Raw genomic sequence first — 19,419 nt, 5'->3', positions numbered from 1 at the left:
GTATACCGTATGCGCACACCGGAATAATTGATGAAGAGAATGTATTGGATGAAATTACCGGGTGCGCAAGGCAGGCACCCGGCGAGAGGGATCACAGGCGGGCAGGCGCCGTTTTATCCTGCGGCAGATGGCACCAGTTGTTTTTATCCACGATGCCGCCATCAGGAGAGGTGTAGCCGAGGCAGCCGAGGATGGTGTCAAACAGCTCGACGTGGCGATGCGTTTTGCCGATGCGCTGCTGCGCCTGCAGCTGCTCAAAGGCGCTGAGGTGCTGCGGGTTTTCGAGGAACTTGTCCGACGCCCACACGATCATCGGCACGCGGAATTGCTCCGGCGGCGCCATTTCGCGCGGCGTGCCATGCAGGTGCGTATTCTCGCCGATCGATTCGCCGTGATCGGCGGCATAGAACACGATAGCTTTCTTGTCGCGCACCTGGTCTATCACATTGGCGATAAAGCTGTCGGTATACAGCACCGTATTGTCGAACGCATTGATCAGCTGCGCCTTGGTGCAGGAATCGTCCACCCCCATGCACTCCGGCTGATAACGCGCATAGCTGCGCGGATAACGCTGCGAGTACAGGTAGTGCGAGCCTTTGGTATGCAGGATCACCAGGTGTTTGCCCTTCGGATAGCGCGCCAGCGACTCCTTCATTTCGTCCACCAGCAGCATATCGTCGACCGCCTTGCCGTCGTTGCGCTTCTCGGACGCGATCATCTCGCGGAACGAATAGTTGTTCACCTCGGTGTTGTTGTAGAACCACACCTCGCTCTGCATGGCGAACAGCTCGGAAGAGAAGCCCAGATCCTTCAGCACCGCGAACACGTTCTGCTCTTTCAGCGTGCGCTGCGGATTGTCTTCGGTGCCGCCTTCACGCACGAACATGCAGCGCAGCGACAGCTTGGTGGCGGTATCGCACGACTCGCCGCGGAACGCCACCAGATTCTTCTCTTTAGACAGCCGCGGCGTGGTATCGCGCTCGTAGCCCAGCATGCCCATGTGATCCCAGCGCGTGGTCTCGCCGATGATGAACACCACGTAGGTGTCGTCGATGTCCGCCGGCGGTACGTAGGTGAAGTGTTTGCCCGGATCGAACATCGTGCTCTGATCCTGGCTTTCGTCATAGCGGGTGTAAGCAAACAGCCCCAGCGCCGACAGCCAGTTGGACGGCAGATACGAGTGCGCCACCACGCCGCCGTAGCTTGGCAAATCGACGTTGGAAAGCTTCTCTTGCACGCTCTGCTCGTCGTCCAGCATGCGCAGCGGCAGCCAGACCAGCGCCACCACCGCCAGCAATACCAGCAGCGGCTTGATGCGATGACCAGGGGTTTTCAGCTGTTCTATCAGGGTATAGCGCAGGTTGTTTTTCCAGATCAGCAGCAGCGGCAAGGCGCTGAGCGCCACCATCCACAGCACGAAGTGCAGGCCAACCACCTCTTTCGACAGATCGATATCGGTGGTCATCACCGACACCACGATGCCGTAGCCGATCACCACGTTGAAAAACGTCATGTAGTAGCTGGCGGCAACCGAAATCAACACCAGCAGCGAGGCGACGATGCGATAAAACAGCCGGCCGCCGAGCGATACCAGCCGCATAATGAAGAACGTAAACAGGACGATAGCGATGACTTCCGTCACCGCCGAAATAAGCTTAATTCCCTGAATGCCGTGCGCCAGCGAATCAAAACGGCGATAAAAAACGGACAGGTTTAGAAAGATGCCGATATAGATCGCTAACAATAACGATAAATTCTGCTGTGATAGCGATTTAACTTTGTTCATGTAACGCGGTGGCTCCGGGGACGGTGTAGCGGTTCTGACTCAGTCAGACACTGATTGCGGCTTCTGGTTCAGCCAACCGGCAATAAGCGTTATTTTGCGGGTAATAATCAAGAGAATTCTCACAAAACGGACAAAATTTACCGTTTTTTTGAGCGGTTTTCAGACAGGGCACGCAAGAAAATGGAGGGATAAACCCTCCATTTTTTCCAGATATCGGCAAAAATCTTACTTAACGTTCAGAGTTACATCGATATTTCCACGGGTGGCGTTGGAGTATGGGCACACCACATGCGCCTTTTTCACCAGATCTTCCGCCACGCTGCGCTCGATGCCCGGCAGCGAGATATCCAGCTGCACTTCGATGCCGAAGCCATTCGGGATTTCACCGATGCCGACGGTGCCGTCGATCTTGGCTTCGGCCGGAATTTTGACCTTTTCTTTCGCCGCGACAAACTTCAACGCGCCGAGGAAGCAGGCCGAGTAACCGGCGGCGAACAGCTGTTCGGGGTTGGTGACTTCGCCGCCGGCGCCGCCCATCTCTTTCGGCACGCCCAGTTTCACGTCCAACACGCCGTCGGAGGAGGTCGCACGGCCGTCGCGGCCGCCGGTTGCGGTGGCGTGAGCGCGGTAAACCACTTTCTCAATAGACATCGTTCATTCCTTCTTGCTGGTTGGCGAGATGACTACGGCTTCCACGAGGTAAAGCCGGTCACATATTTATCTTTTGCGATTAAATCGCGCACTACTTATTTTTGACGCTTATTAACCAGTGTAGACCACCCCTGCCGTTCTTGCGTCCGGCGCTGGAGGATCAAATCTGATCGATCAGGCTGCCGCGCAGCTTTTCCAACTGCTGTTTGAGCGAGACGATCTCGTCCAGGCTGCAGTCGGTGGCGCACATCACCGCCTCGGGCACCGATTGCGCCCGCTCACGCAGCGCGCGGCCGGCTTCGGTGAGGGCAATGATCACCTGCCGCTCGTCGGTGGTGGCGCGATAGCGCACCAGCAAACCGGCGGTTTCCAGCCGCTTCAGCAGCGGCGTCAGCGTGGCGGAATCGAGGAACAGCCGCTCGCCGATATCCGATACCGTCACCCGATCGCGCTCCCACAGCACCATCATCACCAGGTATTGCGGGTAGGTGAGTTCGAGCTGATTCAACAGCTTGCGGTAGACTTTGTGCAGCGCCAGGTTGGCGGAGTACAGCGCGAAACAGAGCTGCTGATCGAGCTGCAGCAGGTTCTTCGCGTTGGGTTGTGCGGTATCGGTGCTTTTCATGCTTGTGAATATAGATAGTGCACGATGTAATCGCAAGCTATTTCTTGTGAGGTATGCTACCTTTTTTTCATGCAGAGGATGCTCGGAGGGAAAGGAAATGACGAATACGCTTGCAGAACGCGCGCGCCGCTACGCCACCAAGGCGCATGCGGCCATCGATCAGCGCCGCAAATATACCGACGATCCGTACATCGTCCACCCACAGGCGGTGATGGAGCTGGTGCGCAGCGTGCCGCACACCGAAGAGATGCTGGCGGCCGCCTGGCTGCATGACACGGTGGAAGATACGCCCACCACCCTCGGCGATATCGAAAGCCACTTTGGGCCAAAAGTGGCGGAACTGGTGCGGATGTTGACCAACGTCAGCCGCGCCGAGGACGGCAACCGCTTCGAGCGTAAAAACCGCGATCGGCGCCACAGCGCCGGCGCGTCGCCGCAGGCCAAAACCATCAAGCTGGCGGATCTGATCGACAACACCCGCTCGCTGCTGGACTACGACAGCCACTTCGCCCAAACCTATCTGATCGAGAAACAGCGCCTGCTGGAAGTGCTGACCGAAGGCGACCCGACGCTGTGGCGCCAGGCCAGCCATATCGTCGAACAGGGGCTGCTCAGATTGCAGCAGCCACCGCACAACGTGCCGGCCAGCTGGTTTGAGCACGCCCGCCGGCGCTACCGCGAGAGCGACGCGGCCTGATCAGAAGGTCACCACCGTTTTCAACGCCGTCACCCAGGCGTCCTGCGTCTCGCTGACGCCCGCGGGGTGATGCCAGTATTGCAGGCCCGGCTGCAGCTGCAGCCACGGCGTGACGTTAACGCGATAATAGAGCTCCGCCGTCACCGAGTGGCCCGGCACCGGCCGATAGTTCGGATCGTGATAATCGCTGATGCCGCTCATCTGGTTGAGATAACGCTGATTGTCTTTGTAGCGGTCACTCAGCTTCACCACCGAGACGCCGAGCCCCAGCCAGTCGTCCGGCCGCGCATCGAACAGCCCGCGATAGCGGATGCCGGTCGAGGTAGACCAATGCAGGTAGTTGCTGCGCTGATCTCCCAGCCCCAGGCTGTAAAACACGCTCAGACCGCGGTTGACGTCGTCCGCATGGCGCGTCACCTGCTGGTTGAAACCGGTATACAGGAACCAGGTGCGATCGTGGCTGCGATAGCCCTGCGGATCGCTGGCGCCCGGCCCGCCGGACACCCCTTCATAAAGATCGCTCTGGCGCGCGTTGGTGAACAGCACGCCCAGGTTATACACCCCCGGCAGCTGGTTGACGGCGTGGGTTTTCAGCTCCAGTTCCATCGGCAGCAGAAAGCCTTTGCTGCCCTTGGTGGACCAGCTCCAGGCGTGGCTGCGGCTGGGGGCGCTCGGGTTCTGCTCCATCACGCCGCCCTTGAGCGTCAGGCCGTCGGTCAGTTTGTATTGCAGCGTGGTGCCCCAGTAATGCACGTTCCAGTTGTACCAGGTCAACGAGTTGGCGGACTTGCCGCCGCACAGCGTCAGCGTCTGAAAATCGCAGGGGATGATCTGATCGAAATCCTGCACCTTGTTCATCATGCCGATACGCCATTGCAGCCGGCGATCGAGGAAGGAACGGCTGAAGGTCAACCAGCCCAGCCGGGTGATCGACTGCCCGCCAAAGCTCTCCTGCGACAGATCGGTCAGGCCGACGCGCGGATCCTGCAGCCGATCGCGGGTCAGGTTGTTGTCATGGTTGCGGTTGACGATATTGCCTTCGATCGCCGCGTCCGGAATGCCGGTCAGCGCCTGCAGATCCTGGCTGAAGGTCAGCGAAAATTGGTCGATATACGACGCCTGTTTATCGTGGTTGTAGCCGCCGCCGGCGTTATACGACAGCTGGCTGAGGTAGCCGAGATTATAGTGGAAGCCGTGATCCTCCAGGATCGGCCTGATCCCCAGCATATCCCCCAACAGCCCGGGCTGCGGCGGCTCAAAGCCGAGCGCCACCCCTTCCCATTTGGCGGTGGGGGCTTCGACGTCCTTGCCGGTTTGCAGCGTTTCCGCCTGCGCCTGGCTACAGAGCAGCGCCAGCGCCGCCAGGGTCATGGAACGAGGTAATAAGCTTTTCATCATTATTATATTTCTCCGCATAACGGCTGACTGCGGGCAACAGCATTCCCTGGGAGAGAATTTCCCATCATGAACAGCAGCGAATAACGTTAGGTTAACGCCCGGCGCTTGCCGCCGGGCTGAAGGGTTAGCGTCGGTCTTTCAGGCTGGCGCCGTTGCTGTGGATCACATCGCGGTACCAGTAGAAACTCTTCTTGCGGCGGCGCTCGAGGCTGCCGTTGCCGGCATCGTCCCTGTCGACGTGAATGAAGCCGTAGCGCTTCGACATTTCGGCCTTCGAAGCGCTGACCAGATCGATCGGCCCCCAGCTGGTGTAGCCCATCACCTCGACGCCGTCGTCGATCGCTTCCGCCACCTGCACCAGATGATCATTGAGGTAGTTGATGCGGTAATCGTCGTTGATGCTGCCGTCGGCCTCGACGCGGTCTTTGGCGCCCAATCCATTTTCGACGATGAACAGCGGTTTCTGATAGCGGTCGTACAACACGTTGAGCAGGTAGCGCAGCCCGATCGGGTCGATTTGCCATCCCCACTCCGAGCTGGCCAGATGCGGGTTCGGCACCATATCGAGAATGTTGCCGCGCGCCGTCTCATACTGCTCCGGGTCGGCGGTGACACAGCCGCTCATATAATAGCTGAACGAGATGAAATCGATGGTTTCACGCAGCGTTCGCCGATCTTCCTCGGTGATCGCCACCTCAATGCCGTTTTCACGGAAGAAGCGTTGCATATAGGCCGGGTAATAGCCGCGCGCCTGCACGTCGCCGAAGAACAGCCAGTCGCGGTTTTGCCGCTGGGTTTCCAGCAGATCTTCCGGCTTGCAGCTCAGCGGATACAGAATGCCGCCCAGCAGCATGTTGCCGATTTTGCCCTCCGGCACGATCTCGTGACAGGCCTTCACCGCTTTGGCGCTGGCCACCAGCTGATGGTGGATCGCCTGATAGATGGCGCTCTTGTCGCTCTCCGGCGGCAGACCGACGCCGGTGAAAGGCGCGTGCAGCGACATGTTGATCTCGTTGAAGGTCAGCCAGTGTTTGACCTTGTGCTTGTAACGTTCGAACACCGTGCGCGCGTAGCGCTCGAAGAAGTCGATGGTGCGCCGATCGCCCCAGCCGCCGTAGCGTTTCACCAGGCCGTAAGGCATTTCATAGTGCGACAGCGTGATCAGCGGCTGAATGTCGTACTTCGCCATCTCGTCGAACAGCCGATCGTAAAACGCCAGCCCGGCTTCGTTCGGCGTCTCTTCGTCGCCCTGCGGGAAAATGCGCGTCCAGGCGATCGAGGTGCGCAGGCATTTGAAGCCCATCTCGGCGAACAGCGCGATGTCTTCCGGATAGCGATGATAGAAATCGATCGCCACGTCCTTGATGCCGCTGTCGCCCGCCGTACGCGGCGTGATGGCGCCGAAGATGCCCTGCGGCTGCAGATCGGAAGTCGACAGCCCCTTGCCGTCGGCCTGATACGCGCCTTCAACCTGGTTCGCCGCTACCGCGCCGCCCCACAGAAAATGTTGCGGAAACTTGCCGTTCATCGCTTGCTCCTCAATTAGCGTAATAAAGTCAGCAGCGGCGCCTGTTCCTGCACCGGAGACAGGCCGCTGGTCAACACGTCCACGTAATCATCGCTGTTGCTGATGATGATCGGCGTGGTGGTGTCATAGCCGGCGGCTTGGATCGCCGCCTGGTCGAACTCGATCAGCAGATCGCCCGGGGCGACCCGCTCGCCTTCCCGCACGTGGGCGGTGAAATGCGCCCCGTCCAGCTTCACGGTATCGATGCCGACGTGAATAAGAATCTCCGCGCCGTCGTCCGATTCGATGCCGATGGCGTGTTTGGTTTTGAACAGCGACGCCACGCTGCCGCTCACCGGCGCCACCACGCGCCCCTGCTGCGGCGCGATCGCCACGCCTTTCCCCAGCAGACCGCTGGCGAAGGTCGCGTCGTTCACCTGATCCAGCGGCACGATGTCGCCGGCGATCGGGCTGAGGATCGCCTGTTTGCGGTTGAGCGGCGCGGCGGCTTCAGGCTGTGCGGCGGCCTCTTCCGCCGGCGCGACGCCGAACAGATAGCTGGCCAGCGCGGCGAACACGAACGACAGCAGGGTGCCGCCGATCGCGCCCCATACCGTGGCGTCGATGCCGCCGCCGGGGATGATCTGCGCGAAGGTGAACACGCTCACCAAGCCGAACGAGTAGACCGAGGTATGGAAGTAGCCGATCACCGCGCCGCCCAGCGCGCCGCCGATGCAGCCGAAGATGAATGGGCGTTTGTTCGGCAGCGTGACGCCATACACCGCCGGCTCGGTGATGCCGAAAATGCCGGCGCCGATGGCTGAAGCGGACAGCGCCCGCAGTTTGGCGTCGCGAGTGCGCAGCATCACGCCCAGCGTGGCGCCGACCTGCCCCATCACCGCCGGCAACAGCAGCGGCACCATGGTGTCGCGCCCCAGCACGCTCAGGTTGTTGATCATCAACGGCACCAATCCCCAATGCAGGCCGAAGATCACGCACACCTGCCACATCGCCCCCATAAAGGCGCCGGCGATGATCGGGTTAAAGGCGTAAATGCTCTGATAGCCGTTGGCCAGCAGGTGGCTGAGCCAGGTTGCCGCCGGGCCGATCAGCAGGAAGGTCAACGGCACAGTGATCGCCAGGCACAGCAGCGGCGTGATGAAATTGCGCAGCGCACTGTGGATCACCCGGTTACACAGCGGCTCCAGGCGGCAGGACACCCAGGCCGCGAAGATGATCGGGATCACCGACGAGCTGTAGTTGATGAAGGTCAGCGGAATGCCGAAGAAATACTCGCGCACCGCGCCCGGCTGCTGCGCCGCTTCGAAGGCCGCTATCATCAGCGGGTGCGTCAACGCGCCGCCGAGCGCCATGGTGACGAACGGGTTGCCGCCGAATTTTTTCCCGGCGGTGTAGCCGAGCATGATCGGGAAGAAGTAGAACAGCGCGTCGCTGGCGGCGAACAGCATTTTGAAGGTGCCGCCGCTCTCCAGCAGCCAGCCGCAGGCCAGGCTCAGCGCCAGGAAGCCTTTCAGGATCCCCGAAGCGGCCATCACCCCGAGCAGCGGGGTAAAAATGCCGGACACCAGATCGATGAAGCGGCTGAGCAGGTTGTCTTTTTTGCCGCCCGCGTCGTCGCTCGGCGCGCCTTCGGCCAACCCGCCGACCCGATTGACCGCGTCGAACACCTCCGCCACGTGGTTGCCCACCACCACCTGGAACTGACCGCCGCTCTCCACCACCATGATAACGCCCGGATTTTTCTTCAGCGCTGCCGCGTTGGCGCGACTGTCGTCGCGCAGCTTGAAACGCAGGCGGGTAGCGCAATGCACCAGGCTTTTCACATTGTCGCGGCCACCGACGCCGGCCAAAATCTCACTGGCTAATGTGTCATATTTCATACTGTTATCCTTAGACTTCGCGTTCTGCCGCTCCCCGCCCCGCACTGGCCTGGCGCTGAGGCGAAATTCGGCGCAAAAAAAAACCTAAACCTCGCGGCCTCTGCCCCATCGGGGAACAGAAACGCGAGGTTTAGGTTTTGCCTGCCGTAGCAGTAACAACCCTAAATCGGTTGAGTTATGACGTTAACACCGCGGATTTTGCCGGGGCAAGCCTTTGCGTCGGCAAATTGCCGAACTGTGATCGGGCGGGCAAAACCGACCTGAGGTATCAAATAAGGCCTGTCGCCCTCTATCGGCTTCAGCACAGCAGTGATATATCGCGCAGGCGGAATAGAGAGGGGGCGGAATATCGCCCGCCTCAGGCCCAAAAAACATAAGATTAACTAACCAAATAATTCACTATCAAGCGAAAGCAAAGCGCTCGTCCATCCACTGTCAATCCCCGCTTTTTTAGTCACAATCGGCAATCAATAAGGCAAATAGATCGCCAAGCTTGATTGCACATCGTTAACATTCCACGATATTCACCTGCGCAAAAATCACCATGCGCAATTGATAATGGTGAAAGAAACATCAGAATGACTAATTAAAACGACTGGACAAAAGTCACTCGGGCGATTATTACTGGTCAACACGTAATCGATTGTAAGGATGACAGCGACCATGACGTTGCGGACTGAGTTGGGACGGATTCTGATCACCGGCGCCGGCGGCCGGGTAGCCACGGCGTTTCGCCAGGCGATGGGCAATCGCTACGCGCTGCGGTTGGCGGAAAGGGATGTCAGCCTGCTGCACGATCTGCAGCCCGGCGACGAAGTCATCAGCTTCAACATCGCCGATCTCGACGCCTGCCGCGCGGCCTGCGCCAATATCGACACCGTGTTGCACCTGGCGGCCGATCCCTCCCCCGATGCCGACTTTTGCGGTTCGTTGATGGACAACAACATTCTCGGCACTTTCAATATCTTCCGCGCGGCGAAAGACGCCGGCTGCCGCCGGGTGGTGTTCGCCAGCAGCGCGCAGGCGGTGGAAGGCTATCCGCTCGATTACCAAATCCGCCCGGATGACGCGCCGAAACCGAAAAACCTGTACGGCGCCAGCAAGGCGTTCGGCGAAGGCATCGCCGCCTACTTCGCCCATCAGGAAGGGCTTTCCGCCCTGTCGGTGCGCATCGCCAACTTCACCACCCTCAGCCCAGGCGATCGGCTCAGCGCCCGCGACATGAGCGCGTTTCTCAGCCATCGCGACGCCGCCGATCTGCTGGAGCGCTGCATTCGTGTCGAAGGGGTGCAATATGCGGTGGTGCACGGGGTTTCCAATAACCGCTACACGCGTTTATCGCTGGAAGAGACCCGTCGCCTGCTCGGCTACGCCCCGCAGGACGATGCGTTCAGCCTGCTCGGCTTTGAGTGAGCGCGGCGGGGAATCCCGCCGCACGCTGTCGTTTTTAACCGTTGGCGTAGGCCACTTTTTCGGCCTGACGGTGGGTGAACAGCACCAGCAGCAGCGCCAATCCGGCAATAATCGCCCCCATCACCGGTACGAAGCTGTATCCCAGCCCGGCGGAGACTACCGCGCCACCGGCGGCGGCGCCCAGCGCATTGCCCAGGTTAAAGGCACCGATATTGACCGAAGACGACAGCCCCGGCGCTTCACTGGCGACACGCATCACGCGCATCTGCAGCGGCGGCACCACGGCAAAGGTCGCCGCGCCCCAAATCACCATGCTGACTGCGGCGCCGATTTCACTGCGCGCCAGGAACGGGATCACCAGCATAATGACCACCAGCAGCAACAGGAAGCCTTTCAGCGTCGCGCTTTCGGAGCGGTCGGCGAACTTGCCGCCGAGGTAGTTGCCGATGGAGAAACCGACGCCGATCAACACCAGCATAGACGTCACGAACAGCGGTGTCGCATCGGTGATGTGCTGCAACACCGGCGAGATATAGGTATAGAGCGTGAACATCGCGCCCGCGCCCAGCACGGTCGTCAGCAAGGCGGACAGCACCTGAGGGCGCACCAATACCGACAACTCGCGTTTCACATCAGGGCGTGCGCCGGCGCTGCCTTTCGGCAACGAGAACCACAGCCCCAGCATGGCGATCACGCCCAGCCCGGCCGTCGCCAGGAACGACATGCGCCAGCCGATGGTTTCACCCAGCCAGGTCGCGGCGGGCACCCCGCCGATATTGGCGATGGTCAGGCCCATAAACATGGTCGCCACGGCGCTGGCCTGTTTCTCCTTCGGCACCACGCTGGCGGCCACCACCGATCCGAGGCCAAAGAACGCGCCGTGGTTCAGGCTGGTGATGATGCGCGACAGCATCAGGGTGGTGTAGTCAGGCGCAACGGCCGACAGCACGTTACCCAGAGTAAAGATCGCCATCAGGAAGATCAGCGCGCTTCTGCGTGCCCGGTGAGAAAGCAGCAACGTCATCAGCGGTGCGCCGACCATCACGCCGACGGCGTAGGCGCTGATCAACATGCCGGCCATCGGGATGGAGACGTCCACCCCTTTGGCGATGGTCGGCAGCAACCCCATCGGGGAAAACTCGGTCGTGCCGATGCCGAACGCCCCCACCGCCAGGGCTAATAAGGGAAAGTTAATTTTCATTCAACAACTCCGGTTAACCGCTGCCGAAGCGCGGGAAAGTTAAGATGCCAAAAGTATGACATTGATCACACCAAAGATAAGCAGGCGGGAGGCTAAAAGACTTTTGCGATTTTGTTAAAAATCGTGGGGAAAAACAGCAGCCGACTCTATCTCAACCACGCGCCGACAGGCAATAGCCGCCGTCGCCCGAGCGCACATCGGGTTCATTCCCGCCGCCTGCGGCAAGCCGGCGGCTTCCGTAACTATTGAACACAGAGCAAAAGTGTTTTGTTATTGTGCGCGTTTTTAGAATTAAACGACGAAATATAATGGCCTCAGTAAAACATCAATGCCCTACGGCCCCATTCACACAGAGGGAAGCGCTATGCTTTTTGACTCGTATTCTTTAAACGGTTTATCGCTGAACAATCGCATCGTCATGCCGCCCATGACCCGCTCTCGGGCCGGCGCCGGCGACGTCGCCACCGACATGATGGCTGAATATTATGCCCAGCGCGCCAGCGCCGGGCTGATCGTCAGCGAAGGCACGCAGATTAGCCAGCAAGGCCAGGGTTATGCCTGGACGCCCGGCATTTACACCCCGGAACACATCGCCGGTTGGAAAAAAGTCACCGACGCCGTACATCAGGCCGGCGGCAAGATCTTCGCGCAGCTTTGGCACGTCGGCCGCGTGTCGCATACCATTCTACAGCCTGGCCACGCCGCGCCGGTCTCCTCCTCCGCCATCCAGGCCGATGGGGTCAAGGTATTTGTGGATGTCGAAGGCCGCGGGCCGGAACATGGCGTGGGTGAAATGGTGCAACACTCCGCACCGCGCGCCTTAACGCGGGAAGAAATTCCGGCGATCGTCAATGACTACGCTCAGGCGGCCCGCAACGCCATCGCCGCCGGTTTCGACGGCGTAGAGCTGCACGGCGCGAATGGCTATCTGATCAATCAGTTTATCGACTCGCGGGAAAACCAGCGCGACGACGAATACGGCGGTTCACTGCAAAATCGCCTGCGTTTCCTGCGGGAAGTGGCGCAGGCGGTAGCGGACGCCATCGGCAAAGAGAAACTGGGCGTGCGTCTGGCGCCGCTGACCACCCTGATGGGCTCGCAGGACGACACCCCGGAAGCCACCTATCTGGCGGCGGCCAGCGTGCTGAACGATATCGGCGCCGCTTACATTCACATCGCCGAAGCGGACTGGGATGACGCCCCGGTGATGCCGGCGGCGTTCAAAGAATCACTGCGCCTGATTTTCCGCGGCACGCTGATTTACTCGGGCAAATACACGCGTGAACGCGCTGAAGAAGCGCTGGCCAAAGGCTGGGCGGATCTGATCGGCTTCGGCCGCCCGTTCATCGCCAACCCGGATCTGCCTCACCGCCTGCAACACGGGCTGGCGCTGAATGCGCCCATTAAAGAGAAATTCTTCGGCGGCAGCCGGGAAGGCTACACCGATTACCCGGCGATCGGGTAACGATCGCCGACAACGCCGGCTCAAGCCGGCGTTATTTTTTTCTGTGCTTCGATCCAGTCAAGAAATTGCATCATTCTGTCGCTAAAATCCGCGTCATTCGCCTCCCCTGCCGCGTGCGCTAACCAATAGTCCATTTCATCGCGCTGCTCTGCATAAAGCGCCAACAGCTGTTCGGCATAGTCGGTTAGCGTTATCGGCCAGAACGGGCTCCCCTCGGCGCGCAACATATTGGTGGCGCGGATCAGCTTTCTGGCCGCTTCGCGCTTTAAGCGCCTCTCATCCGATACCGTCCTTGCCTGCAGCAGTTGCTCCCGATAACGCGCCAACGCGGGCCGTAAATCAGCATTGACCGCCAGCGCGATGCGCCGATCGGGACGAAACAGCGAAAAAGCGGCGGACACGTCTTCGCCCCACAGGCATCGGCAGTGATGCTTCAGCCAAAATCCCCAGGAATCGTGATGCTCCGGCGCCAACGCTTCATCAACGCTGCCGATGTCAAAGTCGACCTTGCTCACGATCCGCTGCTCCAGCTGAAAGGCTTGCCGCCACGCCTCAAGGCGCTGCAACGCCCCGCTATCGGCCGGCTTGATGAGCAACAGCGTGATGTCCAGATCGGACACGCCGGGAAGGGCTTCGCCGCGCGCGACGCTGCCGTAGAGGTAAATGCTGTGGATGAGCGCCGGGAATTGGCGCGGCAGCCCCGCCGTCAGCGCCTCCAGCAGCGGGATAAAGGCCTGCTGCAGCGGAAATGCCGTCACCGTGGGAATCAACGCCACCTCATCCCCTCCCGCTGCGCACTTTGCCCGCTCGCAGTTCGATGTTCCGCTGCAGTTCGCGCAGCCCACCGGCCAGGAAGCAGGCTTCCGCCAGCACGAACAGCGGGCCGATGATAAGGCCCGTCACGTCGTCCATAAACGCCGGTTTTCGCCCCTCCCAGAAATGCCCGACAAACTGAAACAGCCAGCCGATGACGAAGCCGCCGATGCCGATGCTCAACCACGCCGCCGTCGACAGCGACGCCACCCAGGCGCCGAACACGAGGCACAGCAGCAGCAACGCCAGCATCATGATGCCAAGGCGCAGGTTCAGCCGCAGGTAATAGAGCGCCGAGACGATAACCGCCGCGCAGGCCGGCGAAAATGGCAGCCCTCCCGCGCCCCACGCCGGCCGGGAGAGCAGCGCCAGCAGGCTGATGACGATCAGGGGGATACCGATAAAATGCGTGGCGATATTGCGCGCATCGCGGTGATAGGCGGCATAAGCGGCAAGGTGATCTTCCAGACTTCGCATGTTGACCTCCGGTATGTGCGGCCTTCGTCGCCGAACGCGCGCAGCCGCATGCGGCTGCCCTTACCCATAGCTTAGCGCGGGATCACCAATACCGGTTGACCGATCTCATCCAGCAGGCCACGCGTGACGGAAGCGTTCAGCCAGCGCCCCAACGAAGACAGGTGGCGGTGCGAGATGATCAACAGATCGCAGTTGAACAGCGCCATCTGTTCCGGGATCACCTCGATGGGCGACCCCGCGGCCAGCAAGCCCTGGGCATTGAAGCCCTGCTGTTTCAGCGCCCGCGTCACCTGCCCGACCTGCTTTTCCGCCAGCGCTTCTTCCCGTTGGGCGGCGGGATACTCCTCGCGCTCATCGCTGTCGAAACGCAGGCCGCTGCGGCTGAGCGTGAAGGCATTGTCCACCACCGTCAGCACAATTACGCCGCCGATGCTGCCTTGCAGGCGCGCCATAAATTCCAGGGCGTTGCCGCTGTGTTCAAAGCAGTCCACCGCCAATAACACTCTCTCAATCATAACCATCCTCACTCGCCCGAGTTAAATCGCGCCCTTGAAATTGGCTTCGCCCTTTTTCCAATAACCTTTGGCAAACAAGGCGGCGCGGGAAATGCCCATTTCGTTGATAAAACGCGCCTTCAGATAGGCGGCGACCTGGTGCTCGCAGGCCAACCACACCTGTCCTTCGCCGGCCGGCAGCTCGCAATGGCTGACGGCCTGCACCAGCGGGCTGTTCATCACGCTGTCGAAATGTCGGGTGCGGATTTGCCAGCTGTTCACCTGCAAAAAGGAGCAATCGACGTCCTGGATCTCCTGCGCATCGCCCACCTCGGCGAACCACAGCACCGGCAACGGGGCGGAGAGCGAGGCGAGAATAGTGCGCATGGCGGGCAGCGCGGTCTCATCACCTAGCAACAGCAGCCAGCGAGTTTGCGGCAACAGCCGAAAGCCGCCGGAGCAAGGGCCGGCGAACCCCAGCTTGTCGCCCGGCATCGCGTCGCGCGCCCAGTTCGACGCCGGACCTTCGCCGTGCAGCACCATGTCGATATCGAAGGTGCGAGCGAGTTTGTCGATGCCGCTCAGGGTGTAGGCCCGCCCGGCCAGCGTATCGCGCCACGGGAAGAACACCTTGACCCAGCTGGCCGGCTCCTGCGCGCGCGGATCGGCGATAAACTTATCCACATCGTCGCCGCTCAACGTGATGCGCCTGATCCGAGCGGTGACTTGCCGCACGGCGCTCACCCGGGCCTCCCGTTTGCGGCGGGTGTCCCTTTCCAGCATCTCGTCGACAATCTTATTCAGCGTGTTGTGCATCAGCCTTCTCCTGTGGCGCCGCAGACGGGTAGGTGAGTTCCCAGCCGCCGCCCAGCGCTCGATAGATATTCACCACGGCGATCGCCGTCTCCTCCTCTGAAACAATTTGCGCGGACTGCAGATCCAGCAGCGCGCGCTGCGTGCTCAGAACGTGGATAAAATCGCTGGCGCCGTTCAGATAGCTGTCGCGCGCCAGCGCAAACGCGTGCCGGTTGGCGGCCAGCGCCTCGGCCAGGTGCGTCTGGCGGCGCTGTTGGGCGCGATAGCCGGAAAGCGCGTCGTCGATCTCGTGCCAGGCGCGCAGCACCGTTTGCTGGTAGGCGATGGCCATTTCCTGCTGGCGATATTCGCTCAGGCGCACCCGCTGGGTGATTTTCCCTCCGTCGAACAACGGCAGATACAGGGCGGGGCCGATAGCGAAGGTATGCGTGGACCAACTGCCCATATCCGACAAGGCCAATGCCTGGTAGCCCGCGTTGCCGGTCAGCGAGATGCGCGGGTAGTAGTCGGCGGTGGCGACGCCGATCTCGGCGGTCGCCTGATGCAAACGCGCCGCCGCTTCGCGAATATCCGGCCTGCGCAGCGCCAGATCCGACGGCACCCCCATCGGCACCGCGCGCGCCAGCGTCGGCAGCGGCCCCGGCGGCGACAGCATCGCGTTCAGCGCGCCCGGCCGCTCGCCCAACAACAGGCCGATGGCGTTAATCAGCCGTTCTTGCCGGTCGGCCAACGTCGGCAGCAGGGCATCCACCTGCGCCAACTGCACCTGCGCCTGATCGATATCCAGTTCGTTGCCCGCGCCGCTTTGATAGCGGCTTTGCGTCAGCTGCAGCGTGCGCAGCGCCGTAGCACGGTTTTCCTGCGCCACCGCCAGCTGCTGCTGCGTGGCGCGCAGGCGCAGATAGTCGCTCGCCACCTCCGCCGTCACCGACGTCAGCAGCGCGCGCCGATTCTCCTGCGAAGCGGCGAAGCCGGCGCGCGCGCTTTCCGAGGCGCGGCGCAGCTTGCCCCACATGTCCAGCTCCCAGGCGGCGCTGAAACCGCCGCGCCAGAGGTTGTAATCCGCCTCTCCGCCGTTGCCGGACGGATCCATGCTGCCCACCGAGGTGGCGCGCTGGCGCTGATAGGCGCCGTCCAGGCTCAGATCCGGCATCAGCGCCGCCTCTGTCGCGCCCAGCAGGGCGCGGCTCTGCTGCAGGCGCGCCGTGGCGAGCTGCAGATCCAGGTTGCCGGCCGCCACGCGCTGCACCAGCTGCGACAGCGGCGCATCGTTGAATATCGACCACCAGGCCACCGGCAGCGCCCCGCCGCCGGCCTGCTCACCCCAGCTCTCGGGCAGCGCGCTCTGCGGCCGAGCGTAGTCCGGCCCTACCGCCCGGCAGCCGCTCAGCGCCATCAACAGCAGCGGGATCACGGCTCTGTTCATTGCAGGCCTCCGTCAAGCGTATTGATGCTGACGTCCGCAGACATGCCAACGCGCAGGGCGCTCAACAAGGCGGCATGCTCTTTGTTGATATCAAATACAATTTTCACCGGGATGCGCTGCACGATCTTGGTGAAGTTGCCGGTGGCGTTCTCCGGCGCCACGGCCGCGAAGCTGACGCCGGAAGCCGGCGCGATGCTGTCCACCTGCCCTTTCAGCGTTTGGCCGGGAAAGGTATCGATATGGATGTCTACCGACTGCCCGTGCGCAATGTTTTCCAGCTGGGTTTCCTGGTAGTTGGCGATGATGTACAGCTTGTCCTGCGGCACGATGGCCAGCAGCGCATCGCCCGGTTTGACGAACTCCCCGACCCGCAGGCTTTTCTTGCCAATCACGCCGCCGATCGGTGCGGTGATGCGGGTGTAAGACAGGTTCAGTTCGGCCATCGCTTTCTTGGCCTGCGCCAGCATCAGCTCGGCATCGCTGTCCGCCAGCTTGGCCTGCAGCACCTGCTCCATGTTTCGCGCCGCTTTGAGCGTCGCCTCCGCCTGCGCCACGTTGGCGGAAAGCGTGTGCACGCGCGTTGTCGCCTGCTGCGCCGCCTGCTGCGACCCCGCGCCGCTGCTGGCCATTCTCTGGTAGCGGTTCTGCTCCTGGCGCGCAAACGCCAGCTCCGCCTGCGCCGCCTGCCGCTCCGCCAGCGCGGCGGCGATCAGCGCGCTCTGCCGGGTGAGGTTGGCCCTGGCGTCGTCCTGCCGGGCGCGGGCGGATTGTTCCTGCGCCGTCGCCTGCGCAAGGGCAACGTTGAATTCACGCGGGTCGATCACCGCCAGCAACTCCCCCTGTTTAACCCACTGGTTGTCCCTGACCAACACCTGCGCAATTTCACCGGCAATCTGCGGAGAAATACGCGAGATATCGGCGCGAATATAGGCGTCGTTGGTATTCTGCTGTGTCTCTTTAATAAAAAACTTATTCATTAATAACCCCAGCGTAATGACGGTAACCGCCAATACGGCGACGGCGACTTTTTTGTTAGCCATAAAAGTGACTCCACTTAATATTTATTTCTGATGATAAAATGTCAGGCGGCGACCGAACGCGGCGGATAAATACGGGTCGGCATAACTAAAATCAGCGCGGTCAGTAATAACGCCAGGCCGGCAACCAACAGATAAAGATCGGCGCTGGCCAGCACGTGGCCCTGCCGGGCGGCAAGCTGCGCCAGCTGCTCCGCCGACCCCGATGCGCTGCTGTAGGCCGAGCCAAAACCGTCGGCGATCGTGCCGGCGTGATAGTCTCCGCGCTGTCGGCTGAGCAGCGCGATGGCGCCGCCGGCCGCGGTGGCGGCGAAGCCCTTCACCGCGTTAAACCAGGCCGCCGCAAACGGCCCGTCGGTCGGCAACAGCCCACCGGTCGCCTGCATCAGCAGAGGGATGATCGCCATCGGTTGCGCGACCGCCTGCAACAGCGCGATAACGCGAAACGTGTCGCCGTTCCATTCTGGCGTCAGCTGGGCGGCCAGCACGCAAGCGGTGGCCATCAACAGCAGGCTGATCGCCAGCACCCAGCGGCAATCCACCCGCGGCGTATTGCAAATAATGGCGACAATCGGCAGCGTAATTAATTGCGGCAACGCCACCCACAGCATTAAGTCGGAAGTTTGTTCCTGACGGTAGCCCTGAATCGCGGATAAATATCCCGACGTAATATTGACCAGCGACACCATAATTAACAGCACGCCACCCAGCGTAATTAAGGAGAAGGACAAATTCCTTTTGCTTAATAGCTGCAAATTGAAAAAAGGCAGCGGGTGATACCATTCGTTAATCAGAAATAACGCCAATAATCCGCCGCCGCCCAACAATAAAACGTAGATCAGTGGCGAGTTCAGCCAGTCGAGCCGCTCCCCCTGTGAGATGCCCACCGTCAGCATGCCGAGCGCCATGCCGCCGAGCAGCAGGCCGCGCCAGTTGAACTGCCGCAGGCGCTCCAGCCGCAGCGGATCCTGCGGCAGACCGTAGCCGATACATACAGCGGCAATCGCCATCAGCGGCAGGTTCCAGTAGAAGTACCCGCTCCAACCCCAGTGAAAGGCGAAAGCGGCGGCGGTGGCGCCCAGCGTAGCGCTCCAGGCCGAGACCCAGCCGTAGGCGCCCAGCCCCAACACCTTGATCAGCGGCGGCATAAAACGCAGCACCACCGTCATCAGCATCGGCGGCAACGCGCCGCCGGCGAAGCCCTGCAGGCTGCGCACCGCCAGCAGCACGCCATACGGTTCTCCCAACCAGGGCGTCAGCAGCCCGCCGGCCAGGTAAATGCCGCACATCGTCAACGCCACCCGGCGCAGCGAAAAGGTCGGCCAAAAACAGGGTGTGAACCCGGAACCGATCACAAAGCCGGTAACGTAACAGGTGGTCAGCCAACTGCCGGCATCGAAACTCAGCAGCATGCCGCCCTGTATATCCGCCAGCGCGAACTTGCTGGCGTTTTCCCCCACGCCGCTGGCCATCACCGCCAAAAACACGCCGAACAACCCCAGCCAGGTGCGGCCGTTGATTTCGCCGGCGCTGGCGAGCCACCGATTTTTGTGGTGCGGCGTAACAGACACCTCAACCATTCCCCACTCCTGCTGTTTCAGCCTCAATCTTTGTTGTCGTGGGCAGTATCCGGACTTATTTCGATTGTTTAAAATGAAATGATGTAATTAACTAGTTGCACAAAACGCAATCCATTGAGCGCACCACCACCG

General features: G+C 61.1%; 17 protein-coding genes. 3 read left to right on the top strand and 14 right to left on the bottom strand.

The features are described from left to right. Window positions 1-91: 91 nt before the first annotated feature. From eptB to JL05_RS01390, 3 genes are all read right to left on the bottom strand, one after another. Entirely contained in the window at window positions 92-1,786 is a 1,695-nt protein-coding gene (eptB, locus tag JL05_RS01400; protein WP_033631458.1) for a kdo(2)-lipid A phosphoethanolamine 7''-transferase, read from the bottom strand. A 225-nt stretch (window positions 1,787-2,011) separates the two neighbouring features. After that, a complete protein-coding gene (locus JL05_RS01395; protein ID WP_004934114.1) occupies window positions 2,012-2,437 on the bottom strand; it encodes an organic hydroperoxide resistance protein in 426 nt (141 codons plus the stop codon). A gap of 160 nt (window positions 2,438-2,597) precedes the next feature. Beyond that, window positions 2,598-3,062: a MarR family winged helix-turn-helix transcriptional regulator gene (locus JL05_RS01390; RefSeq protein WP_004934111.1), complete on the bottom strand. Its 465-nt coding sequence runs from the start codon at window positions 3,060-3,062 to the stop codon at window positions 2,598-2,600. A 97-nt stretch (window positions 3,063-3,159) separates the two neighbouring features. Between JL05_RS01390 and JL05_RS01385 the strand changes: the two genes are divergently transcribed. Continuing rightward, window positions 3,160-3,759: an HD domain-containing protein gene (locus JL05_RS01385; RefSeq protein ID WP_015376230.1), complete on the top strand. Its 600-nt coding sequence runs from the start codon at window positions 3,160-3,162 to the stop codon at window positions 3,757-3,759. On the opposite strand, the gene JL05_RS01380 is transcribed toward JL05_RS01385, so the two are convergent. The 3 genes from JL05_RS01380 to bglF all read right to left on the bottom strand — a co-directional run bounded on the left by JL05_RS01380 (window position 3,760) and on the right by bglF (window position 8,565). Then, the gene (locus tag JL05_RS01380) at window positions 3,760-5,130 is read right to left on the bottom strand and encodes a carbohydrate porin (protein WP_369803993.1); all 1,371 of its coding nucleotides are present in this window, start codon (window positions 5,128-5,130) and stop codon (window positions 3,760-3,762) included. It lies immediately after the preceding gene. A gap of 151 nt (window positions 5,131-5,281) precedes the next feature. Then, a complete protein-coding gene (locus JL05_RS01375) occupies window positions 5,282-6,685 on the bottom strand; it encodes a glycoside hydrolase family 1 protein (RefSeq protein ID WP_033631456.1) in 1,404 nt (467 codons plus the stop codon). Window positions 6,686-6,699: 14 nt separating this feature from the next. Beyond that, window positions 6,700-8,565, bottom strand: a complete 1,866-nt coding sequence (gene bglF / locus JL05_RS01370; RefSeq protein ID WP_033631454.1) for a PTS beta-glucoside transporter subunit IIABC — start codon at window positions 8,563-8,565, stop codon at window positions 6,700-6,702. A gap of 663 nt (window positions 8,566-9,228) precedes the next feature. Here bglF and JL05_RS01365 point away from each other — a divergent pair. Continuing rightward, window positions 9,229-9,978, top strand: coding sequence for an NAD-dependent epimerase/dehydratase family protein (locus JL05_RS01365; RefSeq protein WP_033631453.1), 750 nt, complete (start codon window positions 9,229-9,231; stop codon window positions 9,976-9,978). 34 nt (window positions 9,979-10,012) lie between these two features. Here JL05_RS01365 and JL05_RS01360 read toward each other — a convergent pair whose 3' ends face one another. Continuing rightward, window positions 10,013-11,179 carry an MFS transporter gene (locus JL05_RS01360; RefSeq protein ID WP_033631452.1) on the bottom strand — a complete coding sequence of 389 codons (1,167 nt, stop codon included), beginning with the start codon at window positions 11,177-11,179 and terminating at the stop codon, window positions 10,013-10,015. Window positions 11,180-11,543: 364 nt separating this feature from the next. Between JL05_RS01360 and JL05_RS01355 the strand changes: the two genes are divergently transcribed. Further along, window positions 11,544-12,644 (top strand): alkene reductase, encoded by a 1,101-nt coding sequence (locus tag JL05_RS01355; protein ID WP_004934091.1) that lies wholly within the window; start codon window positions 11,544-11,546, stop codon window positions 12,642-12,644. Window positions 12,645-12,664: 20 nt separating this feature from the next. On the opposite strand, the gene JL05_RS01350 is transcribed toward JL05_RS01355, so the two are convergent. From JL05_RS01350 to JL05_RS01320, 7 genes are all read right to left on the bottom strand, one after another. Beyond that, window positions 12,665-13,420 carry a nucleotidyltransferase domain-containing protein gene (locus tag JL05_RS01350; protein ID WP_033631451.1) on the bottom strand — a complete coding sequence of 252 codons (756 nt, stop codon included), beginning with the start codon at window positions 13,418-13,420 and terminating at the stop codon, window positions 12,665-12,667. Between the two features lies 1 nt (window position 13,421). Further along, on the bottom strand, window positions 13,422-13,934 hold the full coding sequence (locus tag JL05_RS01345) for an Mpo1 family 2-hydroxy fatty acid dioxygenase (protein ID WP_033631450.1): 513 nt from the start codon (window positions 13,932-13,934) through the stop codon (window positions 13,422-13,424). Window positions 13,935-14,005: 71 nt separating this feature from the next. Then, window positions 14,006-14,449 carry a universal stress protein gene (locus JL05_RS01340; RefSeq protein WP_015376224.1) on the bottom strand — a complete coding sequence of 148 codons (444 nt, stop codon included), beginning with the start codon at window positions 14,447-14,449 and terminating at the stop codon, window positions 14,006-14,008. A gap of 21 nt (window positions 14,450-14,470) precedes the next feature. Further along, window positions 14,471-15,244, bottom strand: a complete 774-nt coding sequence (locus JL05_RS01335) for a siderophore-interacting protein (protein WP_004934080.1) — start codon at window positions 15,242-15,244, stop codon at window positions 14,471-14,473. Beyond that, window positions 15,225-16,670: an efflux transporter outer membrane subunit gene (locus JL05_RS01330; RefSeq protein ID WP_033631449.1), complete on the bottom strand. Its 1,446-nt coding sequence runs from the start codon at window positions 16,668-16,670 to the stop codon at window positions 15,225-15,227. Before JL05_RS01330 ends, JL05_RS01335 begins: the two co-directional genes overlap by 20 nt. Beyond that, window positions 16,667-17,710, bottom strand: coding sequence for an HlyD family secretion protein (locus tag JL05_RS01325; protein ID WP_004934076.1), 1,044 nt, complete (start codon window positions 17,708-17,710; stop codon window positions 16,667-16,669). Before JL05_RS01325 ends, JL05_RS01330 begins: the two co-directional genes overlap by 4 nt. 41 nt (window positions 17,711-17,751) lie before the next feature. Further along, entirely contained in the window at window positions 17,752-19,287 is a 1,536-nt protein-coding gene (locus tag JL05_RS01320; protein WP_033631448.1) for an MFS transporter, read from the bottom strand. Window positions 19,288-19,419: the final 132 nt, after the last annotated feature.

It is taken from the genome of Serratia nematodiphila DZ0503SBS1, assembly GCF_000738675.1.
GTDB classification, from domain to species: domain Bacteria; phylum Pseudomonadota; class Gammaproteobacteria; order Enterobacterales; family Enterobacteriaceae; genus Serratia; species Serratia nematodiphila.
The sequence above is the reverse complement of the archived record's forward strand: the minus strand, read 5'-3'. Positions and strand labels throughout refer to the sequence as shown.

Bases quoted from the DNA above. Each gene is read 5' to 3' on its own strand.
- eptB (WP_033631458.1), bottom strand. From the start codon at position 1,786: ATGAACAAAGTTAAATCGCTATCACAGCAGAATTTATCGTTATTGTTA.
- JL05_RS01395 (WP_004934114.1), bottom strand. From the start codon at position 2,437: ATGTCTATTGAGAAAGTGGTTTACCGCGCTCACGCCACCGCAACCGGC.
- JL05_RS01390 (WP_004934111.1), bottom strand. From the start codon at position 3,062: ATGAAAAGCACCGATACCGCACAACCCAACGCGAAGAACCTGCTGCAG.
- JL05_RS01385 (WP_015376230.1), top strand. From the start codon at position 3,160: ATGACGAATACGCTTGCAGAACGCGCGCGCCGCTACGCCACCAAGGCG.
- JL05_RS01380 (WP_369803993.1), bottom strand. From the start codon at position 5,130: ATGACCCTGGCGGCGCTGGCGCTGCTCTGTAGCCAGGCGCAGGCGGAA.
- JL05_RS01375 (WP_033631456.1), bottom strand. From the start codon at position 6,685: ATGAACGGCAAGTTTCCGCAACATTTTCTGTGGGGCGGCGCGGTAGCG.
- bglF (WP_033631454.1), bottom strand. From the start codon at position 8,565: ATGAAATATGACACATTAGCCAGTGAGATTTTGGCCGGCGTCGGTGGC.
- JL05_RS01365 (WP_033631453.1), top strand. From the start codon at position 9,229: ATGACGTTGCGGACTGAGTTGGGACGGATTCTGATCACCGGCGCCGGC.
- JL05_RS01360 (WP_033631452.1), bottom strand. From the start codon at position 11,179: ATGAAAATTAACTTTCCCTTATTAGCCCTGGCGGTGGGGGCGTTCGGC.
- JL05_RS01355 (WP_004934091.1), top strand. From the start codon at position 11,544: ATGCTTTTTGACTCGTATTCTTTAAACGGTTTATCGCTGAACAATCGC.
- JL05_RS01345 (WP_033631450.1), bottom strand. From the start codon at position 13,934: ATGCGAAGTCTGGAAGATCACCTTGCCGCTTATGCCGCCTATCACCGC.
- JL05_RS01340 (WP_015376224.1), bottom strand. From the start codon at position 14,449: ATGATTGAGAGAGTGTTATTGGCGGTGGACTGCTTTGAACACAGCGGC.
- JL05_RS01335 (WP_004934080.1), bottom strand. From the start codon at position 15,244: ATGCACAACACGCTGAATAAGATTGTCGACGAGATGCTGGAAAGGGAC.
- JL05_RS01330 (WP_033631449.1), bottom strand. From the start codon at position 16,670: ATGAACAGAGCCGTGATCCCGCTGCTGTTGATGGCGCTGAGCGGCTGC.
- JL05_RS01325 (WP_004934076.1), bottom strand. From the start codon at position 17,710: ATGGCTAACAAAAAAGTCGCCGTCGCCGTATTGGCGGTTACCGTCATT.
- JL05_RS01320 (WP_033631448.1), bottom strand. From the start codon at position 19,287: ATGGTTGAGGTGTCTGTTACGCCGCACCACAAAAATCGGTGGCTCGCC.